The organism is Sulfitobacter sp. PR48, from assembly GCF_028807335.1.
In the GTDB taxonomy this organism is placed as follows: Bacteria; Pseudomonadota; Alphaproteobacteria; order Rhodobacterales; family Rhodobacteraceae; genus Sulfitobacter.
This window is the reverse complement of the sequence record NZ_JARAMM010000006.1, coordinates 44881-65455: the sequence shown is the minus strand read 5'-3', so window position 1 is coordinate 65455 and position 20575 is coordinate 44881. Positions and strand designations below refer to the sequence as shown.

Genomic DNA, 20575 nt, shown 5'->3' with positions numbered 1-20575 from the left:
GCCGATCCAGTGGTGGCGCGGGCGTCAGCCATACCCGGACACCGGGAAAATCTATGCCCATCAAAGGGTAAACCAACAGGGAAACGATCATGACACATATCAAATTGAACCGACGTCAGTTCTCCGGCCTTCTGGCCTCGACCACGCTTGTCCTGTCCGCCCGTGGGGCGCTGGCGCAGGATGCCGATACCATTCGCATCGGCTTTGTCAGCCCCCGCACAGGGCCGCTGGCGGGCTTCGGCAAGACCGACGGTTACGTGCTGGAACAGGTCCGCGCGGCCCTGACCGATGGCATCGAGGTCGCGGGCAAGAGCTATGCCGTCGAGATCCTCGACCGTGACACCCAGTCCGACCCGGCCCGCGCCGCGCAGTTGGCCAAGGAGCTGATCAACGAGGGCGTCGACCTGATGCTGGCCGTCTCCACCCCCGAGGTGATCAACCCGGTCTCGGACGCCTGCGAGGCGGCGGGCGTGCCGTGCCTGTCCACCGTCATGCCCTGGGAGGCCTGGTATTTCGGCCGTGGCGCCAAGCCGGGAGAGCCCTCCCCTTTCAAATGGACCTATCACTTCGGCTTTGGCGTGGGCGAGATTTTCAAGACCTATACCTCGACCTGGCCGCAGATCGAGACCAACAAGAAAGTCGGGGTGATGTATCCCAACGACGCCGACGGCAATGCCGTGCGCGCGGTCCTGGCACCGCAACTGGCCGAGGCAGGTTATACCATCGTCGACCCCGGCGCATATGAGACCGGCACCACCGATTATTCGACCCAGATCGCGCTGTTCAAATCCGAGGGCGTCGAGATCATCAACTCCTTCCCGATCCCGCCCGATTTCGCCGCCTTCTGGCGCCAGGCGGCCCAACAGGGGTTGGCGCGCCAGATCAAGATCATGCAGACCGCCAAGACCGGCCTTTTCCCCTCCGAGATGGAGGCGATGGGCTCGCTGGGTGAAGGCATGGCCTCGGCTGCCTATTGGCACCGCGACTTCCCCTATGCCTCGCCCGTCACCGGCCAGACAGGTCACGAACTGGCCGACGGTTGGGAAGCCCAGAGCGGTGAACAATGGACCCAGCAGCTTGGCGCAACGCTGTCGCTTCTGGATGCGGGCATTCTCGCGCTGAAGGCCGCGAGCGATCCGAAGTCCAAGGAAGCCCTGCGCGATGCCATCGCCACGCTGAACGTGGAAACCATCGGCGGTCAGGTCGATTTCACCTCCGGCCCGGTGCCCAACGTGGCCCATGGCCCGATCCTCGGCTCGCAATGGGTGAAGGCAAAGGAAGGTCCGTTCGATCTGGATTATGTTCTGGTCAACAACGCGACCGATCCGAATGTCCCGATCACTTCCCAGCTCGCGCCCTATAACGAATGAGCGGGGCGGTGGCACAGGCCGGACAGGAAGCCCGGCTCACAGGCACAGGCATCCACAAGTCCTTTGGGGCGCTGCCCGTGCTGAACGGAATCGATTTCTCGCTGACCTCGAATGAGGCGGTGGGCATCATCGGGCCGAACGGTGCGGGCAAGTCCACCCTGCTGGGCGTCCTGGCCGGTGCCACCCGTCTCACGAAGGGCACGATCCAGCTCAACGGCGATGACGTGAGCGCCCTGCCCGCGCGCGACCGGGCGGCCATGGGGCTGGTGCGCACGCATCAGATCCCCAAGCCGTTCTCGGGGATCACCATTTTTGAGAACGTCCTGGTCGCCGCGACCCATGCCGGATCGCGGCGCAAGGGTGAGGCCTATGACCTGGCGCTGGACGCGCTGGATGTCTGCGGCATGTTGCCAGTGGCCAACCGACCGGCGGAAAGCGTCGGTCTGCTCGATCGCAAGCGGCTGGAGCTGGCCCGCGCCCTGGCCACCTCACCGCGCCTGCTGCTGCTGGACGAAATCGGCGGCGGGCTGACAGATGCCGAAGCCTCCGAGCTGGTGGACACGATCCGCTCCCTGCGCGCGCGCGGCATCGGCATTGTCTGGATCGAACATATCGTGCGCATCCTTTTGCAGGTGGCCGAACGGCTGGTCTGCATGGACGCGGGCCGCATCATCGCCGAGGGAGCCCCGGACAAGGTCATGTCCGACGCGCAGGTCGTCTCGGCCTATCTCGGGGGGGCCCCGGCATGAGCATTCTGCGCGTCACCGACTTGGATGTGCGCTATGGCCAGTTCCGCGCCGTGCGCGATGTGAGCTTCAACGTCGAACAGGGAGAGATCCTTGCCATCGTTGGCGCCAATGGCGCAGGCAAAACGACGCTCCTGCGGGCCCTGGCCGGGGCGAACCCGGTCAAGGCCGGAACCGTCCACCTGAGCGGCACAGACATCACCCATATGCCCAGCCATCTGCGCGTGGCCTCCGGGTTGGCGCTGGTGCCCGAGGGGCGCAAGTTGTTCCTCGACATGACGGTGGAAGAAAACCTCAAGCTGGGCCGCACCGTGGGCCGGATGGGCGACTGGACGGTCGAACGCATCTTTGAAACCTTCCCCAACCTCGTCAAACGCCGTCATGCCGCAACCGGCACCATGTCGGGGGGCGAGCAGCAGGCGACGGCCATCGGGCGGGCACTGATGTCGAACCCCGATGTGCTGATCCTCGACGAGGTCAGCCTTGGGCTGTCGCCGCTGGTGGTCGATCAGGTCTATGCTTCGCTCGAAGGGCTGATGACGACGGGCACGACAATCATTCTCGTTGAGCAGGACCTCTCGCGCGCCATGGCCGTGGCGGACCGGGTGGTCTGCATGCTCGAAGGGCATGTGGTGCTCGACAGTCCGATGGGTGCGACCACCCGCGAGGCGATCACGGCGGCCTATTTCGGCACCGAAGCCCAGGCCGGGCCGCAGGGGGAACACGCATGACCAATATCCTGATCCAGGCCGTCCTGCTTGGCGGCTATTACGCCCTCATCGCCTGCGGGCTGGCCTTCATGTTCCAGGTCATGCGGGTCATCAACCTTGCCCATGGTTCGCTGGCCGTTGTCAGCGCCTATGCGGTCTGGAGCCTGTCGGACAGCTTCGACATGTCGCCCTTCATCACTTTGCTGGCGGTTGTACCGGTTATGGGCGTGGCAGGCTGGTTGCTGCAACGGCTGGTGCTGGAACGTGCAGTGCGTGGGGGTGAACTGTTGCCGGTGCTGTCCACCTTTGGCCTCGCCATCGTGCTGGACAACCTGCTGTTCCAGCAGTTCGGCGCTGACACGCGGTCGCTCTCGCCCTTCGTCGGCGACCTCAGCTGGGAGGCTTTCGAACTGCCCGGGGGCATCTATGTGGGCAAGCTGCCGGTCGATATCCTGATCGCGGTGATCGTGATCATCGGCGGGCTGGACCTGCTGCTGAAGCGCACCGCCCTTGGCCGGCAGATCCGTGCCACCGCGACCGACCCTGACACCGCGGGGCTGGTCGGGGTGGACGCGCGGCGCGCCGCCGGGATCGCTGCGGCACTCGCCACCATGACCGTCGCCGTCTCCGGCGCAGCACTTGGCCTGCGCGGCACATTCGACGCCTATGCCGGCGCGCCGCAGCTGTTGTTCGCCTTCGAGGCGACAATCATTGGTGGCGCAAGGTCGCTTTGGGGCGTGCTTGCCGGAGCCATCGTTCTGGCCGTGGCGCAATCTGTCGGCGCACAGATCCACCCGCAGGGCTTTTTGCTGGGCGGCCATGTGGCGTTTCTTATCGTCCTGTTCATCCGCCTTGCGCTGAAGGGCAAGGCGCCGCTGCGACTGGCAGAGATTGCGCGGCTTACCCGGAAAGGAGCAGCACAATGACCATCCACCGCTGGACCTGGCAGTCCAAGCTGGCCTTTGCCCTGGCCACCGGGGTGATCCTGATCCTCGCGCTGGTCCCGACCTTTGCCACAGACAGCGTGATCGAGCGGCTGACGGTGCTGTTCATCTATGTGATCCTCGCCGCGATGTGGAATGCGCTGGCGGGTTATGGCGGGCTGGTCTCCATCGGTAACCAGCTGTTCTTCGGCCTTGGTGCCTACATGACGATCCGGCTGGCCGATGCGGGGATCAACCCCTTTGCCGCCATGCTGCTGGGTGCCGGGATCATTGCCGGATTGTCCTGGGTGCTGTCGCTTTTCATGCTGCACCTTCGCGCCGGCGAGTTCGCCATCGGCATGTGGGTGCTGGCCTCCATCGCGCATCTTTGCGTCAACCTCGACCCGCTGATCCAGGGTGAAACCGGCACCTCGCTGATTTCACTGAACGCCTATGCCATCGCGGACCGGCGGATGATGATCTTCTGGGCGGCGCTGATCGGCATGGTGGGGCTGCTGGCGCTGCTGTTCGCGGTGCTGCGCACGCCCTCGGGGCTGGCAATGCAAGCGATCCGCGACAATGAGGAGGCGGCGGATTCCATCGGCGTCAACCCGATGCGCACCAAGCGGCTGTTCTTCGTGCTGGCGGGCTTCGGCACCGCCGTCGCCGGGGCGCTCTGGCTGGCGCAGGTCTCGGCCTTCCAGCCCAAGACCTACTTCAGCGTGCAATGGACGGCCTATATGATCTTCATGGTGCTGGTCGGCGGGCTGGGCCGGTTCGAGGGCGCGATCCTCGGCGCGCTGATCTTCTTTGCGGCGGAAACCTGGTTCGCCGATACCGGCGTCTGGTATCTGATCGGCCTTGGCGCGGCGGCGCTGCTGTTCTCGTTGCTGCTGCCCAAGGGGCTCTGGGGCTGGATCGCCACTAGGACAGGCGTCAGCCTGATGCCGCTGGGCTACCGGGTTCAGATGGAAACCCCTTCAAAATAGGGAAAGCGTTCATGCTGTTTGGAAAGACCATCGTGGTCACCGGCGTGGCCAGCGGCATCGGGTGCCGCACCGCCGAGCTGGCGGGCCAGATGGGTGCAAATGTGATCGGTATCGACCGCAGCAAGCCAAAGCAAGGCTTCGGTCAGTTCCTGAAGGGCGACATCTCGACCGCTGAGGGCGTGGCTTCCATCGCGGGCGCCCTGCCCGACCGGCTGGATGCGCTGTGCAATGTCGCGGGCGTCTCGGGCAAGAGCGGCGCGGCAGACACGCTGGCGATCAACTTCTTCGGTTTGCGCGCCCTGAGCGAGGCATTGGCAACAAAGCTGCGCGAAGGCGGGTCGGTGGTGAATGTCGCTTCCATCGCGGGCTACGGCTGGCGGGAGAATGGCGCGCGGGCAGCGGCCATTGCCCGCACGACCGGTTTTCCCGACGCGGCGGAGATCGTGGCGCAGCATGACATCCCGAACGACGCGGGCTATCCGGTGTCCAAGGAAATCCTGCTGGTCTGGACCATGCTGGCCGCGCATCAGGAGCAGTTCCGGGGCCGGGGCATCCGGGTGAACGCGGTCTCGCCCGGCCCGGTCGAAACGCCGATCCTGCAACAGTTCCGCGATGTGCTGGGCGACGCACGGGTGAAATCCGACGTCGAGGCCGTGGGCCGCGCAGGCACCCCCGACGACATTGCACCGGCCATCCTGTTCCTGTGCTCCGACGCCGCTCGTTGGATCAACGGCACAAACATCGCAACCGACGGCGGGCTTGAGGCTGCCGTGACGGTGCAGGCGCATTTTTCCTGACGCTGATGGTCGGCTCCCGAGGCACCAGCTGGCCGTTATCTCCCATTGGCATATGCGGGCTGCCGGGTTGCCTGTTTATCCTGTCCTTCCGACAGCCCCTCGAATGCGGAAGGAAACAGCTTTGACCCTCGCAGCAGACCTCCCCCGGTTGCTCAGCGCCATGCTGGGAGACCGATTCTCGCAAAGCATGGCTGAGCGGGAAGCACATGCCGGGACAGAAGCGCATCACCAGCCGATGCCTCCCGAGGCCGTCGCGCGACCCGTCTCGACCGAGGAAGTATCACAGATCGTCAATCTTTGTGCCTTCTACGGCACGCCCATCGTGGCCTATGGCAACGGGTCATCGCTTGAGGGGAACGCATCGGCAGCCGAAGGCGGGTTGTGCATTGACATGTCGCTGATGAACCGCGTTCTCGACGTGCGGCCTGCCGATCTCGATTGCACCGTAGAGGCGGGGGTGACGCGTGAGGCGCTGAATGAACACCTGCGCGAGACCGGCCTGTTCTTTCCCGTGGACCCGGGCGCCAATGCCACCCTGGGCGGAATGACGGCCACACGGGCGTCGGGCACCACCGCTGTCAGGTATGGCACCATGGCGGACAACGTGATCAGCCTCACCGTCGTCATGCCGGATGGTGAAATCCTGCGGACGGCTCGCCGGGCGCGCAAGTCTTCTGCCGGCTACGACCTGACGCATCTTTTCACCGGCTCCGAAGGGACGCTCGGCATCATCACCGAGGTCACACTGCGCCTGCATGGACGGCCCGAAGCGGTGCGTTCTGCCGTCTGCACCTTTCCCGACCCGCTGTCGGCAAGCGAGGCGGCCTCCGTGGCGATCCAGATCGGCCTGCCGCTCGCGCGGATCGAATATCTGGATGCGGGCTGCATCCGTGCGGTGAACGCCTTTTCCAATCTCGAAGAAGCGGAGGCCGACACGCTGTTCCTCGAATTCCACGGGTCGGAAGCCGGCGTGGGTGAACAGGTCGAGATGTTCCAGCAGATCGCAGAAGATCACGGCGGGTCGGACTTCCGCTGGGCCGCAAAGGAAGAAGACCGTTCGCGCCTCTGGGCCGCGCGGCATTCGGCTTATACCGCCACGGTGCGGCAGCGCCCGGGTGCGCGGGGCTGGGCCAGCGATGTCTGCGTGCCGATCTCGGCCCTGCCCGGCTGCATCGAACATGCCAAGGCGCTTCTGGCCGATTGTCCGGTCCCGGCCTCGATCATGGGGCATGTGGGCGACGGAAATTTCCACGTGGTCTTTTCACTCGACCCCGAGTCCGCCGAGGAGCAGGAGGCCGTGGCACGCATCAATGACGCCATGGTGGAACGTGCCCTGGAATGCGACGGCACCTGCACCGGCGAACATGGCGTGGGCCTTGGCAAACGCAAGTACATGGAACGTGAACACGGCCCCGCGTTGAAACTGATGCGCCGGATCAAAGCCGCGCTCGACCCTGATGACCTCATGAACCCGCAGAAGATTTTCCCACCCGAAAGGAATGGTAACGCATGACCTACGACCCTCTTGTCAGCCCGAACTGGCTTGCCGAAAATCTGGCGCAGGCGGTGGTGCTGGACGCGACCTATTTCCTGCCGCCCGACCCTGAACGCAGCCGCGCCGAATACATTGAGGCGCATATCCCCGGCGCGCAATTGTTCGAAATTGACGAAATCGCCAGCACGACAAACGGGCTGCCGCATATGCTGCCCGATCCCGATACTTTCGCCGGTGGCATGGCCCGGCTGGGGATCGACGGCAGCACCCCGGTGGTGGTCTATGACCGGAGCGCCAACCATTTCAGCGCACCGCGTGTCTGGATGACGCTCAGGCTCTACGGCATTTCGCAGGTCTATGTCCTGAACGGCGGGCTGCAAGCCTGGACCGAGGCGGGTCATGCAGTGGCCAATGGGGAGGAAGAACCGCGCCCTGTCGCGCCGCGCAATTGGACCCTGGACGCCGCAAGCGTGATCGACGGTCAAAGCCTGCGCGACGAAATCGAGCAGCAGGGTCCGGTCATCCTCGATGCCCGGTCGCAGGACCGGTTCGACGGGCGCGCGCCGGAACCGCGGGCGGGTTTGCAAAGCGGTCATATGCGCGGCGCGACCTGCGTGCCTTTCACCAGCCTTACCCAGCCAGACGGCAGTTTCGCGACGCCGGCGCAGCTGCACGACATATTCGGCGACACGCCGGAAACGACACCAATAGTCAGTTGCGGGTCCGGCATGACGGCCTGTGTTCTCGCCCTTGGCCTGGTCCGGATCGGCCGGCCGGCACAGCTTTACGACGGATCCTGGTCAGAGTGGGGACAAGGCCACCTGGGCGAGATCCTGCAAGCGTGAACATCCCGGGTCCTATGCAGACAAAGTATAACGTCCCGGCGATGGAAAGCATCATTATCCTTCCCACAACAGACCGGGAAACACCCCGGCAAGACATCCAACAGTAGGAACAACACCATGACCAGCATTTTCAAGAAAGTCCTCGGCAGCACCGCCATCGCAATCGCCGTGCTTGCGCCGGTATCGGCCCTGGCCGAGGCCGTTCAGCTCAAGTTCGCGACCATTGAACCCCCGACCACGCCGGTTTCGCAGATGTTCCAGCAATGGATCGACGAAGTGAACGCCGCCTCAAACGGCGCGCTGGAAATCGAGCTTTTCCCCGGCGGCGCGCTTGGCCGCGATCCGCGCGCCCAGCTTGAACTGGTTCAGAACGGCGTGACCGACATCGCCTTCGGCTTTCCGTTCCTGACGCCGAACAAATTTCCCAACGACCTGGTAACAACCTTGCCGCTGGTGATCCGCAACGCGAGCGAGGGCACCTATGCCCACTGGAAACTGTACGAACGCGAGATGCTGAGCGGCTGGGACGATGTTGTGCCGCTGCTGCTGTGCACGCCAGCGCCCACCAACGTGATGTCGGTGGAAGACGTGCCGACCATCGCGTCGCTCGAAGGGCTGCGCGGGTCCGCCACCAATCCGCTGGCACAGGACATCCTGAAGGCACTGGGCGCGGTCCCGGTCTCGGGCTTCAACTTCGCCACCGCCGCCGAGGCGATGTCGCGCGGCCAGCTTGACTTCGACCTGGTTGGCTTCACCCCCGCCAGCATTTTCAAGCAAAGCGAGGTCGCAATCTCGGCGCTTGAGATCCCGCTGGGGGCAAGCCCCTGCGCCGTGTTCATGAACCGCGAAGCCTATGACGGCCTGCCCGAGGAGGCCCGCGCGGTTCTGGATGCGCATCGCGGCCTGCATTTCGGACAGATGTGGGCCGAGACAGTGGAGCGGGTCGAGGCCGCGAAGCGCGACGAATTCGCTGCAACCGAAGGCAAATCCGTCTACACCCCGTCGGAGGCGGATCTCGCGAAAGCGGAAGAGGTCACCGGCCCGCTGGTTCAGGCCTGGATCGAGGCAAACGCCGATGGCTCGGCCCTTGTCGAGGCGCTGAAAGCTGAAGTCCAGACCTTCCGCAAGACAGGTTGGAAATGATCAGGCTCCTCGAACGGGGCCTGCATCACGCGGCGAGGCTGGTCGCCTATGTCTCCGGGGGCCTGGTCCTCGTCGCGGCTGTTGTCACCCTGTATGAAGTCTTCATGCGGTCGGTGATCAACCGGCCGTTCTTCGGCGCGAACGACCTGGTCCTCTATGTGCTGACGATCGGCGTGATCGGCTTTTTCCCACTGATGGTGGACAGCGGCCATCACATCAAGATTGACAGTTTCGGCAAATTTCTGGGGCCGCGCTGGTTCAGGCGGTTCGAGTGGTTCGGGAATATCGTGACCCTCTTCGTGCTGGCAGCATTCGTCTGGCAATTCTGGCGGCAGGGCATGCGCATGGCCGGCTACAACGATGTCACCCAGATCCTGCAACTGCCGCTGGCACCGATGTGGTTTGCCGCATCCGCGATCCTGGGCCTGGCGACGGCGATACAGCTGCTGATCGTTCTGACCGGAAACATTGACCGCGTGGCGGTCCACGAAACGCTGAAGCAGGAAACCTGATGGAACCGGTCATCCTTGTCATGCTTTCCCTCGTCGCGATCTTCGCGCTGATAATACTTCATGTTCCCGTCGGTATTGCGATGACGGTCGTCGGCGTGGTCAGCTTTGGCCTGCTTGCGAACTTCAAGGCAGCCTTTTCACTGCTGGCCTCGGAACCTGCGTCGATCTTCGGCACGGTGGACATCGCGGTTATCCCGCTGTTTCTGCTGATGGGCAGTTTCGCCAACGCCGGGGGGCTGGCCGACGATATCTACCGCCTGGCCTCGGCCCTTGTGGGGCGCTGGCGTGGCGGCGTGGCCATGGCAACGGTGATCGGCTGCGGGCTTTTCGGGTCCATCGCGGGGAGTTCGGTGGCCACCACGGCAACTTTCGGCAAGCTTGCCCTGCCACAGATGCGTGACCGGGGCTACGAACCCGGCCTTGCCGCCGGCACTGTGGCTGCGGGCGGGACACTGGGTGCCATGGTGCCGCCTTCGATCATCCTTGTGGTCTATGGCGTGATTGCCGAACAATTTATCCTCGACCTCTTCGTTGCGGTAATCATCCCCGCCATCCTCGCCGTGCTGGGATACCTGGCTGCGATCTGGATCTATGGGCGGCGCAATCCCGATGCGATGCCGACGCCGATGCCAGCACCGCGCAGCGAACTGCGGGAAGCTGCGCGCAACTGCATACCTGCGCTGATCCTTTTCGGCACGGTTTCGGGCGGCATCTATGGCGGTGTCTTCACCGTGACCGAAGCCGCCTCTGTCGGGGCGCTGCTGACCTTTGTCATTTCGCTGCTGCGGTCGAAGGTCACGATGGAGGTCTTTCTGGGCGCGCTCCGCGAATCCGCGGCCAACACGGCGATGATCTATATCTCGATCATCGGTGCCTCCATCATGACCTATTTCGTCGGCCTCACCCAGGTCTCTGACGACCTGGCGCGACAGCTGGCGCAGATGGATTTTCCGCCGCTGGCCGTGATCGGATTGCTGGTGCTGCTGTACCTCATCCTTGGCGCGATCTTTGACGAGATGGCAGCGATGCTGATCACCCTGCCTTTCGTCCTGCCCGTGGTCACGGGGCTGGGTTACGATCCGGTCTGGTGGGGCGTGATCATGCTGGTGCTGATCAACCTTGGAATGATGACACCGCCCATCGGCATGAACGTCTTCCTGCTCAACCGGCTGGCACCCGACATCGGTCTGGTCAATATCTACCGGGGCGTGATGCCCTTCATTCTGGCCGACCTTTTCCGGCTGGCATTGCTGATCCTTGTGCCCCCGCTCTCGCTGTTTCTCGTGGGAAGGCTGTGATCGCAGGACAGTCTTTCTGACAGCCCGGCCCGTCCCTTCCGAAAGGGGCGGGCTTAACGGCTGCTATCGACGATGAGCATATGCAAGCTGCCATCGGTGGACGGTATGAAGCGGATGCCGAGATGCCATCGGCGGATAACAAGGAAAGAGCAGCACGCGTGGGCCCTTATCGCTATATCGTTCTCGCCGCGCTGCCCATTGCCATCGCGGGGCTGGAACAATCCATCATGGCCACGTCCGCCACGACCATCGCCCAGATGGCGGGTGCAGAAACGGGGTTGGTCTGGATTCTGGCGGCCTTCTTCATTCCGGCATCGGTTGCGACCATCGTCCTGGGTCAGCTCGGCGATTCCTTTGGCCCGATGCGGATGCTGGTCTATTCCCTGCTGATCTTCGCCGCGGGCAGCCTGCTTGCCGCACAGGCACCGAGTTATCCCGTCTTGCTGGTCGCGCGGTTTGTCCAGGGCGTGGGCGGCGGCGGGTTGCTGGCTTTGCCGCAGGCTTTCCTCGCGCAACGCATTCCACCGCGCGACCGGGCGGCCTTTCAGGGCTATCTTGTGGCCGTCGCCTTCTTTGCCAACACCTTCGGACCGGTGGTCGGCAGCCTCTTGATCGCTGCCTTCGGCTGGCAATCGGTTTTCTACGCGCTCATTCCCATGGCTTTGACGGCTGCCGCCATCCTGTGGCAAGCGCGGCGGAGAAGTCGTCCTGCCCGACCCCCCGTTGAGCTGAACTTTGACTGGAGGGGCACGCTCTTTCTCATCATCGCGGTCTGTTGCGTCATCCTCGCCTCGCAAACGCTGGCCGAACCTGATCGCATTGGCCTTGCACTGGTCTGGATCGGGGGCTTCGTCCTTTCGCTTGCCGTCATGATCCTGTGGATGCGCGCCAGGGAGGATGCACTGGTGCCGCTGGAGCTGGTGCGCATTCCTATGGTCTGGAAATGCGGGTTGGTCGCGTTTCTCTATGGGGCGCTGTTCACGGGGGTGGTCAGCCTTTTCCCGATCCTGTTTCGCGACTACTACGGTCTGGACCTGCGGCAGATCGGGCTGGTGATGATGCCCTTTCTCGGCGCGGTCGGGGTGGGTTCGATCCTGACCGGCCTGCTGGTGCGCAAAACGGGGCGAGTGATGATCTTCCCTGCCATCGGCCTCGCGGTCTTTGCATGTTCCATGATCGGGCTGGCCCTGTTCATGGACCGGCTTGGCGCATGGCAGACGGCCATCGCACTTGGGACCGCCGGCATGTGGATGGGAACGACGCTGAACGTGGTCAACATCAGCGTACAGGCCAATACGCCGCCTGACATGATGGGCCGGGCAACCGCCTTTGTGCAGCTCAGCCGTACCGTCGGGGCCAGCCTGGGTGTCGGACTGGGCACATTGGTCTACTTTCGCAGCCTCAACACCTTCGCGGCAGAATGCACAGGGCATTGCGACGGCTCTGTCCGCTATGCCTTTGCCCTGCTTCTGTGCTTTTTCGCATTGCTGTCGATGAGCGCCGCGCTGGTTGCCCACCGCGCGCGACGGTTCCGCCTGACCTGATCCTCGCGACCACCAGCCCCTTCATGCGTGGCAACAAAAGCAGAGCCAGTACCGTCGCGAGAGCACAGAGCAGCGTTCCGTGAGCCCCCGCAGCACGGCTGGTTTAACTGCGCGTTCGGGTTCTGATTGCGTGGTCATCCTCGTTCACCCCTTGATAGGCCTCCGGCACAAGCGGTCGGCGGCCGTTGCAACGCTGGACACCTGAGGCGTCACTGGTTACGCGGCAGCGCCAAATGCGCGCAGAACGGCATCGCCGCCTGCATAAAGCGTTTGGCTGTCCACGGTGCGGGTCCCGCCGCCGTCGGTGACGACAAGCTGCGGGATACCCCGAAGGCCCAGCATTTCCATCATCTTCCGACCTTCAAGAATGCGGCTGTCTGTTTCGGCGGCAAGGTGCTGGTCCTCCGTGAGCCTGTCCAGTAGATCACCCTCATTGATCTGCAAGCCTGCAGCCTGCGCAACGCTGTGGGCAACACCCGCGACGATTTCTGGACGCGAAGTATCGCGCCCCTCTACATAGCGCGCGGTCTGCGCCTCGTGCAGGAACCGCGGTTCCAGCGCGGGGTCGATCAGACCCAGCGCGACAAGCGCACGCGTCAGGGGCAGCGAACTGAACAGGCCGCCGGGCGCGCGCATCACGCCCTGATGATAGGCACTGGTAAAGGGCTGACCCGTCAGTTCCTGGATGCGATCGTCATTTGCCCGCGCATGATCTGCGATGGTCGCCACCGGGCGAAGTTCGGTGAACAACCCCGTCGGCATTAACCGCAGACTGTCGCCATGGCGCTCTGCGATCCGTTCCAATGCCGGTGCGGCGGCATAGCACCAACCGCAGAGCGGATCGAAGAGGTAGGTGAACCGATATGTCCTGTTCACAAGTCGTCCTTTCGTGTTGTGACAACCATCTGGTGTTTCCTGCGGCGAAATTACAGGTCAGCATGGTGTCTTCCTGCTGCACGATCTGAACATCTGGATGCTGCAACGCGCCATCGCCGCGTGGTTCTTTGGTGAAACAATCGACCCCCGGCCTAATCTGCCGCCACCGGGGCCAGCGGATCGGGATCGAAATAATCGAGCCGCAGGCGGGACAGGTCGATTTCGGCAATCAGCAAACCGTCCGTGTCATGCGGCAGCGGCGGCACGGCATCCTGACCCTCGGGGTCGAATATATGCGTCGCACCACCGCCCAGCGAAATCTTCTCCGCCCGTTCGGGTGTGTCGGTGAATTCGGCAAAGATATCCGCGCCGATCACCAGCGTGGGAGCCAGCACGTACATTCCGCCTTCGGCGGCATAGGCGCTTGTAGTGCCCATGATGGTCTTGGCATTCATGATCACTACCTTTGGGACCAGCCCCAATGCCGGCCATGCGGCCACATGAATTTCCTCGCTTTGCGAATACATCAGGTGGCGCAGCATGGGGCGCTTGTGCTCGGCACAGTTGAGCGCGCCGATGGTACCCACCGCGGTCTTTACCACCTTGAGGTTCGTATCCGGATCGCCCGAAGCAAAGAACCCGCCTTCGAGGCTTGGCGGTTTCAGCTTGCGGCGTGTCATCACCGTCTTGCCCTCGGCGTCGATGATCCATTGCGAGATGTAGATCCTGCCCGCCGCGTCGCGTTCGGACAGGCCCAGCGCAACCTCGATCCCGTGCGCGCGCGCGGCGGCTGCAATCGCCTGATGCTCCGCTCCGTTCAGCATGGCCGAATTCTCGATATAGCGCGCGCGGCAGCTGGCCTGCCAGGCTTCGTCCCCCAGCCACAGGAAAATGGGATATCCCGGCAGCCACAATTCAGGGAAAGCAATCAGCCGGGCGCCCTGCTCCGCTGCCTCGGCGATCAGCCGGATGGTTTTCTGCGTCGTCCCGGCCAGGTCGAACCAGACCGGTTCGCTTTGCACGGCGGCAACCTTGATGATCCGCTCGCTCATATTTGAAACCCTTTCAATTCAAGACCCCGATCGGCCCATGGTTCCTGGCGAAGCCAAACCGCCCGTTTCCATGGCCATTTTTTTCAGTCACCAAACTGCGGCCAATCCGGCAAGTCGCCCCTGTCCGCCAGATGTCGCTCCATCGCCCGGCCAACGGCAAGCAGCAGCGCGTCCCGCCCATGGCCGCCCCAAAGCTGCGCGCCCACAGGCAGATCACCGTCCATGCCCGTCCGCAGGACCAGCCCCGGAACGCCGATCACATTGATCTGCATGTTGAACCCCGCGTGGGCCCATGTGGCAAAGCTGACTTTCGGACGATCCGGCGCGCGCGGCGCGGCGCCAAGCACGGGATGGGTCAGGATCACGTCCACTTTCGCGAACAGGGCCGAAAATTCCGCAATGAACCGCTGCCGCAGGCGGGAAGCCAGCAGGTAGTCGTCTCCGGAAATCAATGCGCCGATCATCAGTTTCAACCGCGCATCGCGCCCGTATTTCTCCGGTTGTTGTGCCAGCCTTTCGCGGTGGTAATGCCAGCTTTCGCAGGTGGCCATCAGCGTGCCAACCGCATCTATCGCATCCAGGTCGGGCAGATCCACCTCTACCGCCTCTGCGCCACTTGCGACCAGCGCAGCCTCTGCAGTGTCGAGCGCCGCAATCTGACCCTCCGGCAAAAGATGATCGTAGCGCCGCAGCCTGAGATAGCGCAGCCCCTTCGGGCAATCGCGGCTGGCCACATCGAAGGAACCTGTCGGCGTCGCCATCAGCGCGGTTTCCGCAGGATCCGCGCCGACGATGCAGTCCAGCAGCAAGGCAAGATCCTGCACTGTGCGCGCCATCGGCCCGAGCGAATCCATCGTTTCCGACAGGGGCATTGTGCCCGTGCGGCTGACCAGCCCGCGCGAGGGTTTCAGCCCCGCAATGCCATTGAAGGCCGCAGGCACCCGGATCGAGCCACCGGTATCGGTGCCCAGGGCCCCCAGCACTTCGCCCGCCGCGACGGATGTTCCCGCACCCGAGGACGACCCGCCCGTGCTATGTGCGAGGTTCCAGGGATTGCGCGGTTGCGGGGCCAGCGCCGTATCGGGGTCATGCAGCCCGATGGCGAATTCGTTGGTGGCCAGCTTGCCCATGAACACGGCCCCAGCCGCGCGCAGCCGCGCCACGGCAAAGGCATCCTTTTGCGCGGTCCGGTCCGCGTAAAGGCGCGAGTGCCCGGTTGCGGGCAGGCCTGCCACGTCAATCACATCCTTCACCCCGACGGGTATTCCGGTCAGCGGTGTCGCACGCCCGTCCGCCCGCGCGGCATCAGCCTCGGCGGCGGCTTTCAATGCGCCTTGCCTGTCCAGGGTGATGAAGCTGTGCAGCTTGGGTTCAACACGCTGACATAAATCGAGCCGGTCCTGTACCAGTTCAACGGCGCTGATCCTGCCTGCTTCCAGCGCAGCGGTGGCTGCAGCAATCGTGTCGAACTCAGCCATCGGACCGCACCGCCTCATCAAGCGGATCAGGGAATGTACCCTCATCCCTCGCCGCCAGTTTCCGAAGCGCTTCGATCTTGCCGTCGATCGCCCGCAGGCCCGGGGTAAGATCCGCCAGGTCCTGCTCGGTCAGCAGGGTGACACCTGAACGGATGAGAAGGGTTCGGTAATCGGGCGTCTGACTTTCGGACATGGATCCTCACGTTTTTGGTCTGATCACTGGCAAGCCCCGCAGGCAGGCATGACGCCTGAAACGAGCCAGCCGTTCTGCCACCCTCCTTAACGCGAGCTGCCGGGAACCCACCTATATCAAGACAGTATAACGCGGGTCCTCTGATCGGAATCTACACAGAACGCAACGAAGCAAACTGATTTCAATAGATGCACCCGGGCATTGATCCCGCTGCCTGCGGTTTGCTGCTGATGGAAGGGAGAGCCGTCATGACCATACAAAAACTGCTTGCCACAAGGGACGATGCCATCGTCCACGAAGACGCTCCGGCCTATCTCGCGGCGCTCGACGCGATCCGCCTTGCGCGCATTCCCGCCCAGATCGACCATTGCATCGGCAACGAATTCTACGGCCCCAAGCTGCGCGATGCCGGGATCAACCGTGGCGCAGACATCAAGACGATGGACGATTTCCGGCGTCTGCCCGCCTTCATGACCAAGGCCGATCACCGCGCCTCGCAGCAGGCCAGCCTGGAAAAATACGGCCATTCCTTTGGCCTTCACACCTGCGTACCGAAAGAATCCATCATCCATGTGGCCGGCACCTCGGGCACGACCGGGATGCCGACCTTCTACCTCTTTACCCGCCGCGACCTCGATATGACCTATGAGATGGTCGGTCGGATGCTAAAGAAGGCAGGCGTGCGTCCCGGCGATACCGTGCTGCACCTCTTTGGCCTCAGCATGTGGCTGGGCGGCACGACCTTCATGCAATCGCTCGAAGCTTACGGCGCGCATCCGATCCCGCTGGGGGCCGAGGCGGGCGTCAGCCGCGCACTGCAATATCTTGCCGCCTGCCCCCCGCGCGTCATCGCCGGCACGCCATCTTTCCTCAGCTATCTGATTGACCGCGCCCCCGAAGAACTGGGTAAGCCGGCCAGCGCATTCGGCGTCGACATCGTCTTTTGCGGCGGGGAACCCGGCCCCGCGATTCCGCCGGTGCGCAAGAAGCTGCAAGAGGGCTATGGAGCGAAGGTCTTTGACACCATGCTTGGCGGATGGGGCAACGCGGCGCTGGAATGTGGCGGAGAGCATCACAACGGGCTTCACTTTCTGGCCGATGAATACTGCTTCCGGTACGATCTGGTCGATCCGGCCACGCGCGAACCCATCGAGCTGAAGGACGGCGCGACCGGCGAGGGCATCCATTCCGGCCTTTACTACGAGGCCGGGCCGGGCCTGCGCTATGCCACCGGCGACATGCTGACGCTGCATGTGGGCACCTGCCCGCATTGCGGCGAGTTCGGCACGCGCTATTCGGTGCAGGGCCGCGCCGATGACCTATTGAACGTGCGTGGGGTCAAGATTTTTCCCTCTGCGATCAAGGAGGTGGTCGAAAGCCTGCGGCCCCGCACCAATGGCCAGCTTGAGATCGTGCTCGATGCGCCGCCGCCGCGCGTGGTGCCGCCGGTGGCCGTCACGGTCGAGGCCGGAGAGGCCGTCGCGGCAGAGGACTTCGACAGCCTCGCCTCCGAGATCGAGGACCAGATCAAGGCCAGGCTGCGCATCCCGGCCAAGGTCTCCATGGTGCCCGAAGGGACGATCCCGCGCTCGTCGCACAAGACGAAACTGGTGCGCGTGCGAGACGCGGGTGAAGGGTGAGCGGAATGGACAGCGCATCCCCGGCTTCAAAGGGCGTGACTGCGGCGCTTGCCGCCTCGGTTGTCGCCCTGCGGCTGGAAGACGTGCCGGAACCCGCCCGGCGCGCCGCCAGCCTCGCGCTGCTCGACTGGTACGCGGTGACCATGGCAGGGGCGGGCATCGAACCCGTGCCAATGCTGACCGGTGACGCCCAGGCCGAGGCAACCGCCCCCCGTGCCCGATTGGTCGGGCAATGCGGTGCCGTGTCGCCCTCGCTGGCTGCACTTGTCAACGGCACGGCGGGGCATGTGCTGGATTACGATGATGTGCACAACGCGGTGCCGGGCCATGTGACCATCAATATCGCCCCCGCCCTTCTGGCGCTTGGCGAGGACATCGGGGCCACCGGCGCCGAGGTGCTGACCGCCTTCATTGCCGGGTTCGAAATGATGTGCAAACTCGGACTGGGTTTCGCCGGGTCTCTGTTCCAGCAGGGCTGGCAGGGCACGACGCTTGGCGCGATTGCGGCGGCGGCCGCCTGTTCCCGCCTGCTGCGGCTGGATGAAACGCAGACCCAGATGGCCATGGCGCTCGCCGTGGCGCAGGCGGGCGGCGTACATGGCAATTACGGTTCCATGACCAAGAGCCTGAACGTCGGGCTGGCCGCGCAGGCCGGGCTGCGGGCGGCGGTCTGGGCCTCAAAAGGCATCACCGGCCGGACAGAGATCATCGAGCGCGGCAAAGGCTTCATCGAGACCTTTGGCGGGCGTTTCGATACCGCGGCGGCGCATGTCCCGGCAGCGGGCGGCTGGCATCTCTATCGCAATCTGTTCAAGGTCCATGCATCCTGTTTCCTGACCCATGCTGCCCTGATGGCCTGGGACGAACTGAACTCAAGGCAGGCTCTGCCCCTCCCCGCCATCGCCGAGGTCCGTGTCCGGATCGAGGCGGAGCGCCACCGCATCGTGTTGACCGATCCGCCCAAGGACGGGCTGGAGGCCAAGTTCAACCTGCCCTTCTGCCTTGCGATGGCGATGCATGGGGTCGACACCTCTGATCCGTTCAACTTCGATGTGAAGACCACCGCGCGCGCGGACCTGCAGGCCACCGCTGCCCGCGTCGTCGTGGACATCGACCCGGACCTCTGGTTCGAGGCCGCCGAGGTGACCGTCACCCTGACCGACGGACAGGTGTTCAAGGCCTATGGCGATGCGGGCAAGCCGGTGGCGGATATGGATGCCCTGTCCCGCTCTGTCGAAAACAAGGCACTGCGCCTCTTCGGGCTGCCAAAGGCCGAAGGTAACGCATTGATCCGCCGGTTCCGCGATCTGATCGACTTGCCCGAGATCACCGATCTGCACCCGGACGAATGCCTTCTACCCAAGCGGAGCGTCAGCCAATGACCCGATCAGACACAAATGTCACCATGCTGGCAGAACAGATCAGAGACGGCGCGCGGCTGGCGCTCCCCAGCGAAAACTCCGGCGTTCCGGTGGCCGTCGTGCGTGCCCTGATCGCGCGCGGCGCGCGCGATCTGCGCCTTGTCGGGGGGCCGACCGGCGGCTTTGCCATCGACCTGCTTGTCGGTGCCGACTGCGTTGCATCGGTCGAGGCCGCCGGGGTCAGCCTAGGCCCGCGCGGACTGGCGCCACGGTTCTGCGCCGCCGTCGAGGCGGGCGAGATCGAGATGATCGACAGCACCTGCCCCGCCACACATGCAGGATTTATTGCCGGGGAAAAACGTCTTCCTTTCATGGCAGTACGCGGTGTCTTCGGATCCGACATGCTGAAGAACCGCAGCGATTGGACCGTCATCGACAATCCCTTTCCCCCGCATGACCCGGTCGTGGTTGTCCCGGCCATCCTGCCGGATGTGACCGCCTTGCACGCGCCGATGGCAGATGAGGCGGGCAATGTCTGGGTCGGCAACCGGCGTGAGCTCAAGACCATGGCCCGCGCCGCAAAACAGGTTCTTGTGACGGTGGAAAGGATCCACCCCGGCAATCTGGTCAAGGACGGCGCCATGGCCCCCGGGCTGCTGACCGCGCCCTATATTGACCTGATCGCGCTGGCCCCGCGCGGCGCGGCACCAACCGCCCTGCCGCCGGACTACGGGCCCGATGATGCCATGCTCGACAGCTACGCCAGCGCCGCGAAGACCCGCGAAGGTTTCGATGGCTGGCTGGCCGACTTCCTCGGACACGATGGGGCAGCATGATGCGTGAATACACCAGAGAAGAATTTCTGATCGCCACAATGTCGGGGCTTTTCGGCGACGGGCGCTTCATGGTCTCCGGCGTCAATTCACCGATCCCCGCCGCTGCGGGGCTTTTGCACGAACATCAGAAACCGGGATTTTTCGTGTCGATCCATGGCGACCCGGACCGCACGCCCTTTGTCGACGGCGGCGTGGAACCTTTCGACATGGCCGCGCAGGGGCGGCTCGACACTTTTGTCTTTGGCGGTGTCCAGGTCGACGGACAGGCGAACATCAATCTTGTCTCGATCGGTGACGCGAAACGCCCCAAGAAACGCTTTACCGGGTCGTTCGGCGCGGCGGGCCTTTATTACCTGATCCCGAACATCGTCCTGTTCTTCCCGTCGCATTCCAGACGCAGCCTGGTGCAAAAGGTCGATTTCCGCTCCGCCTCGCCCGAGGCACCCGAAGGTGCCTTTCGCCAGGGCGGGCCAAGATGGCTGCTGACCGACCTCTGCCTGTTCCGGTTCGATCCAGTAACTGGTGGGTTCGAACTCGCCTCCGTCCACCCCGGCCAGACGGTTGCGGCCATCAGGGACGCGACGGGGTTCGATTTTGTCCTGCCCAAGGACGTGCCGACCACAGCAGAACCGGATGCGGCAACACTGGCGCGCATTCGCGGCGACGTCCGCGACGGGCTGTCGGTGGCTTACGCACAATTCGCGAAGGACTGCATCAAGGAACCAGGCTCCTGACACTCTGGAAACAGGTGCGGCAGTCATAGTATG

The 20575-nt window shown here is 63.9% G+C and carries 20 protein-coding genes; 16 read left to right on the top strand and 4 right to left on the bottom strand.

What is annotated here, in order from left to right; translation table 11 throughout:
* The first annotated feature begins 89 nt into the window (after nucleotides 1–89).
* From PVW51_RS09625 to PVW51_RS09570, 12 genes are all read left to right on the top strand, one after another.
* Nucleotides 90–1370 (top strand): ABC transporter substrate-binding protein, encoded by a 1281-nt coding sequence (locus PVW51_RS09625; RefSeq protein ID WP_274574802.1) that lies wholly within the window; start codon nucleotides 90–92, stop codon nucleotides 1368–1370.
* Nucleotides 1371–1378: 8 nt separating this feature from the next.
* Nucleotides 1379–2119 carry an ABC transporter ATP-binding protein gene (locus tag PVW51_RS09620; RefSeq protein ID WP_274574801.1) on the top strand — a complete coding sequence of 247 codons (741 nt, stop codon included), beginning with the start codon at nucleotides 1379–1381 and terminating at the stop codon, nucleotides 2117–2119.
* Nucleotides 2116–2847, top strand: coding sequence for an ABC transporter ATP-binding protein (locus PVW51_RS09615; protein ID WP_274574800.1), 732 nt, complete (start codon nucleotides 2116–2118; stop codon nucleotides 2845–2847). Before PVW51_RS09620 ends, PVW51_RS09615 begins: the two co-directional genes overlap by 4 nt.
* Entirely contained in the window at nucleotides 2844–3752 is a 909-nt protein-coding gene (locus PVW51_RS09610; RefSeq protein ID WP_274574799.1) for a branched-chain amino acid ABC transporter permease, read from the top strand. The genes PVW51_RS09615 and PVW51_RS09610 overlap by 4 nt, the downstream gene beginning before the upstream one ends.
* Entirely contained in the window at nucleotides 3749–4738 is a 990-nt protein-coding gene (locus PVW51_RS09605) for a branched-chain amino acid ABC transporter permease (protein WP_274574797.1), read from the top strand. Before PVW51_RS09610 ends, PVW51_RS09605 begins: the two co-directional genes overlap by 4 nt.
* A gap of 11 nt (nucleotides 4739–4749) precedes the next feature.
* Complete coding sequence (locus tag PVW51_RS09600; RefSeq protein ID WP_274574795.1) at nucleotides 4750–5535, top strand: coniferyl-alcohol dehydrogenase; 786 nt, start codon at nucleotides 4750–4752, stop codon at nucleotides 5533–5535.
* A 103-nt stretch (nucleotides 5536–5638) separates the two neighbouring features.
* Nucleotides 5639–7048: an FAD-binding oxidoreductase gene (locus tag PVW51_RS09595; protein WP_443287827.1), complete on the top strand. Its 1410-nt coding sequence runs from the start codon at nucleotides 5639–5641 to the stop codon at nucleotides 7046–7048.
* Nucleotides 7045–7875: a sulfurtransferase gene (locus tag PVW51_RS09590; protein ID WP_274574791.1), complete on the top strand. Its 831-nt coding sequence runs from the start codon at nucleotides 7045–7047 to the stop codon at nucleotides 7873–7875. The genes PVW51_RS09595 and PVW51_RS09590 overlap by 4 nt, the downstream gene beginning before the upstream one ends.
* A gap of 117 nt (nucleotides 7876–7992) precedes the next feature.
* Nucleotides 7993–9018 (top strand): TRAP transporter substrate-binding protein DctP, encoded by a 1026-nt coding sequence (gene dctP, locus PVW51_RS09585; protein ID WP_274574790.1) that lies wholly within the window; start codon nucleotides 7993–7995, stop codon nucleotides 9016–9018.
* Nucleotides 9015–9530: a TRAP transporter small permease gene (locus tag PVW51_RS09580; RefSeq protein WP_269364568.1), complete on the top strand. Its 516-nt coding sequence runs from the start codon at nucleotides 9015–9017 to the stop codon at nucleotides 9528–9530. Before dctP ends, PVW51_RS09580 begins: the two co-directional genes overlap by 4 nt.
* Complete coding sequence (locus tag PVW51_RS09575; RefSeq protein WP_274574788.1) at nucleotides 9530–10828, top strand: TRAP transporter large permease; 1299 nt, start codon at nucleotides 9530–9532, stop codon at nucleotides 10826–10828. Before PVW51_RS09580 ends, PVW51_RS09575 begins: the two co-directional genes overlap by 1 nt.
* Nucleotides 10829–10908: 80 nt before the next feature.
* A complete protein-coding gene (locus PVW51_RS09570; RefSeq protein WP_274574787.1) occupies nucleotides 10909–12372 on the top strand; it encodes an MFS transporter in 1464 nt (487 codons plus the stop codon).
* Nucleotides 12373–12588: 216 nt separating this feature from the next.
* Here PVW51_RS09570 and PVW51_RS09565 read toward each other — a convergent pair whose 3' ends face one another.
* The 4 genes from PVW51_RS09565 to PVW51_RS09550 all read right to left on the bottom strand — a co-directional run bounded on the left by PVW51_RS09565 (nucleotide 12589) and on the right by PVW51_RS09550 (nucleotide 15971).
* The gene (locus tag PVW51_RS09565) at nucleotides 12589–13248 is read right to left on the bottom strand and encodes a DsbA family protein (protein ID WP_274574786.1); all 660 of its coding nucleotides are present in this window, start codon (nucleotides 13246–13248) and stop codon (nucleotides 12589–12591) included.
* 152 nt (nucleotides 13249–13400) lie between these two features.
* Nucleotides 13401–14300: a nitrilase-related carbon-nitrogen hydrolase gene (locus PVW51_RS09560; protein WP_274574784.1), complete on the bottom strand. Its 900-nt coding sequence runs from the start codon at nucleotides 14298–14300 to the stop codon at nucleotides 13401–13403.
* Nucleotides 14301–14383: 83 nt separating this feature from the next.
* Nucleotides 14384–15778: an amidase gene (locus tag PVW51_RS09555; protein ID WP_274574782.1), complete on the bottom strand. Its 1395-nt coding sequence runs from the start codon at nucleotides 15776–15778 to the stop codon at nucleotides 14384–14386.
* On the bottom strand, nucleotides 15771–15971 hold the full coding sequence (locus PVW51_RS09550) for a hypothetical protein (protein WP_274574781.1): 201 nt from the start codon (nucleotides 15969–15971) through the stop codon (nucleotides 15771–15773). Before PVW51_RS09550 ends, PVW51_RS09555 begins: the two co-directional genes overlap by 8 nt.
* 248 nt (nucleotides 15972–16219) lie before the next feature.
* Between PVW51_RS09550 and PVW51_RS09545 the strand changes: the two genes are divergently transcribed.
* From PVW51_RS09545 to PVW51_RS09530, 4 genes are read left to right on the top strand one after another with little or no spacing between them, the layout of a single operon-like run.
* A complete protein-coding gene (locus PVW51_RS09545; protein ID WP_274574780.1) occupies nucleotides 16220–17611 on the top strand; it encodes a phenylacetate--CoA ligase family protein in 1392 nt (463 codons plus the stop codon).
* 5 nt (nucleotides 17612–17616) lie between these two features.
* A complete protein-coding gene (locus PVW51_RS09540) occupies nucleotides 17617–18993 on the top strand; it encodes an MmgE/PrpD family protein (RefSeq protein WP_274574778.1) in 1377 nt (458 codons plus the stop codon).
* Nucleotides 18990–19808: a CoA transferase subunit A gene (locus PVW51_RS09535; RefSeq protein WP_274574777.1), complete on the top strand. Its 819-nt coding sequence runs from the start codon at nucleotides 18990–18992 to the stop codon at nucleotides 19806–19808. The genes PVW51_RS09540 and PVW51_RS09535 overlap by 4 nt, the downstream gene beginning before the upstream one ends.
* A complete protein-coding gene (locus PVW51_RS09530) occupies nucleotides 19808–20542 on the top strand; it encodes a CoA-transferase (RefSeq protein WP_274574776.1) in 735 nt (244 codons plus the stop codon). Before PVW51_RS09535 ends, PVW51_RS09530 begins: the two co-directional genes overlap by 1 nt.
* Nucleotides 20543–20575 lie beyond the last annotated feature (33 nt).

Coding starts and splice junctions, on each gene's coding strand:
- PVW51_RS09605 (WP_274574797.1), top strand. CDS start 3,749: ATGACCATCCACCGCTGGACCTGGCAGTCCAAGCTGGCCTTTGCCCTG.
- PVW51_RS09555 (WP_274574782.1), bottom strand. CDS start 15,778: ATGGCTGAGTTCGACACGATTGCTGCAGCCACCGCTGCGCTGGAAGCA.
- PVW51_RS09580 (WP_269364568.1), top strand. CDS start 9,015: ATGATCAGGCTCCTCGAACGGGGCCTGCATCACGCGGCGAGGCTGGTC.
- PVW51_RS09545 (WP_274574780.1), top strand. CDS start 16,220: ATGACCATACAAAAACTGCTTGCCACAAGGGACGATGCCATCGTCCAC.
- PVW51_RS09540 (WP_274574778.1), top strand. CDS start 17,617: ATGGACAGCGCATCCCCGGCTTCAAAGGGCGTGACTGCGGCGCTTGCC.
- PVW51_RS09600 (WP_274574795.1), top strand. CDS start 4,750: ATGCTGTTTGGAAAGACCATCGTGGTCACCGGCGTGGCCAGCGGCATC.
- PVW51_RS09535 (WP_274574777.1), top strand. CDS start 18,990: ATGACCCGATCAGACACAAATGTCACCATGCTGGCAGAACAGATCAGA.
- PVW51_RS09595 (WP_443287827.1), top strand. CDS start 5,639: ATGCGGAAGGAAACAGCTTTGACCCTCGCAGCAGACCTCCCCCGGTTG.
- PVW51_RS09615 (WP_274574800.1), top strand. CDS start 2,116: ATGAGCATTCTGCGCGTCACCGACTTGGATGTGCGCTATGGCCAGTTC.
- PVW51_RS09570 (WP_274574787.1), top strand. CDS start 10,909: ATGCAAGCTGCCATCGGTGGACGGTATGAAGCGGATGCCGAGATGCCA.
- PVW51_RS09590 (WP_274574791.1), top strand. CDS start 7,045: ATGACCTACGACCCTCTTGTCAGCCCGAACTGGCTTGCCGAAAATCTG.
- dctP (WP_274574790.1), top strand. CDS start 7,993: ATGACCAGCATTTTCAAGAAAGTCCTCGGCAGCACCGCCATCGCAATC.
- PVW51_RS09575 (WP_274574788.1), top strand. CDS start 9,530: ATGGAACCGGTCATCCTTGTCATGCTTTCCCTCGTCGCGATCTTCGCG.
- PVW51_RS09625 (WP_274574802.1), top strand. CDS start 90: ATGACACATATCAAATTGAACCGACGTCAGTTCTCCGGCCTTCTGGCC.
- PVW51_RS09560 (WP_274574784.1), bottom strand. CDS start 14,300: ATGAGCGAGCGGATCATCAAGGTTGCCGCCGTGCAAAGCGAACCGGTC.
- PVW51_RS09550 (WP_274574781.1), bottom strand. CDS start 15,971: ATGTCCGAAAGTCAGACGCCCGATTACCGAACCCTTCTCATCCGTTCA.
- PVW51_RS09610 (WP_274574799.1), top strand. CDS start 2,844: ATGACCAATATCCTGATCCAGGCCGTCCTGCTTGGCGGCTATTACGCC.
- PVW51_RS09530 (WP_274574776.1), top strand. CDS start 19,808: ATGCGTGAATACACCAGAGAAGAATTTCTGATCGCCACAATGTCGGGG.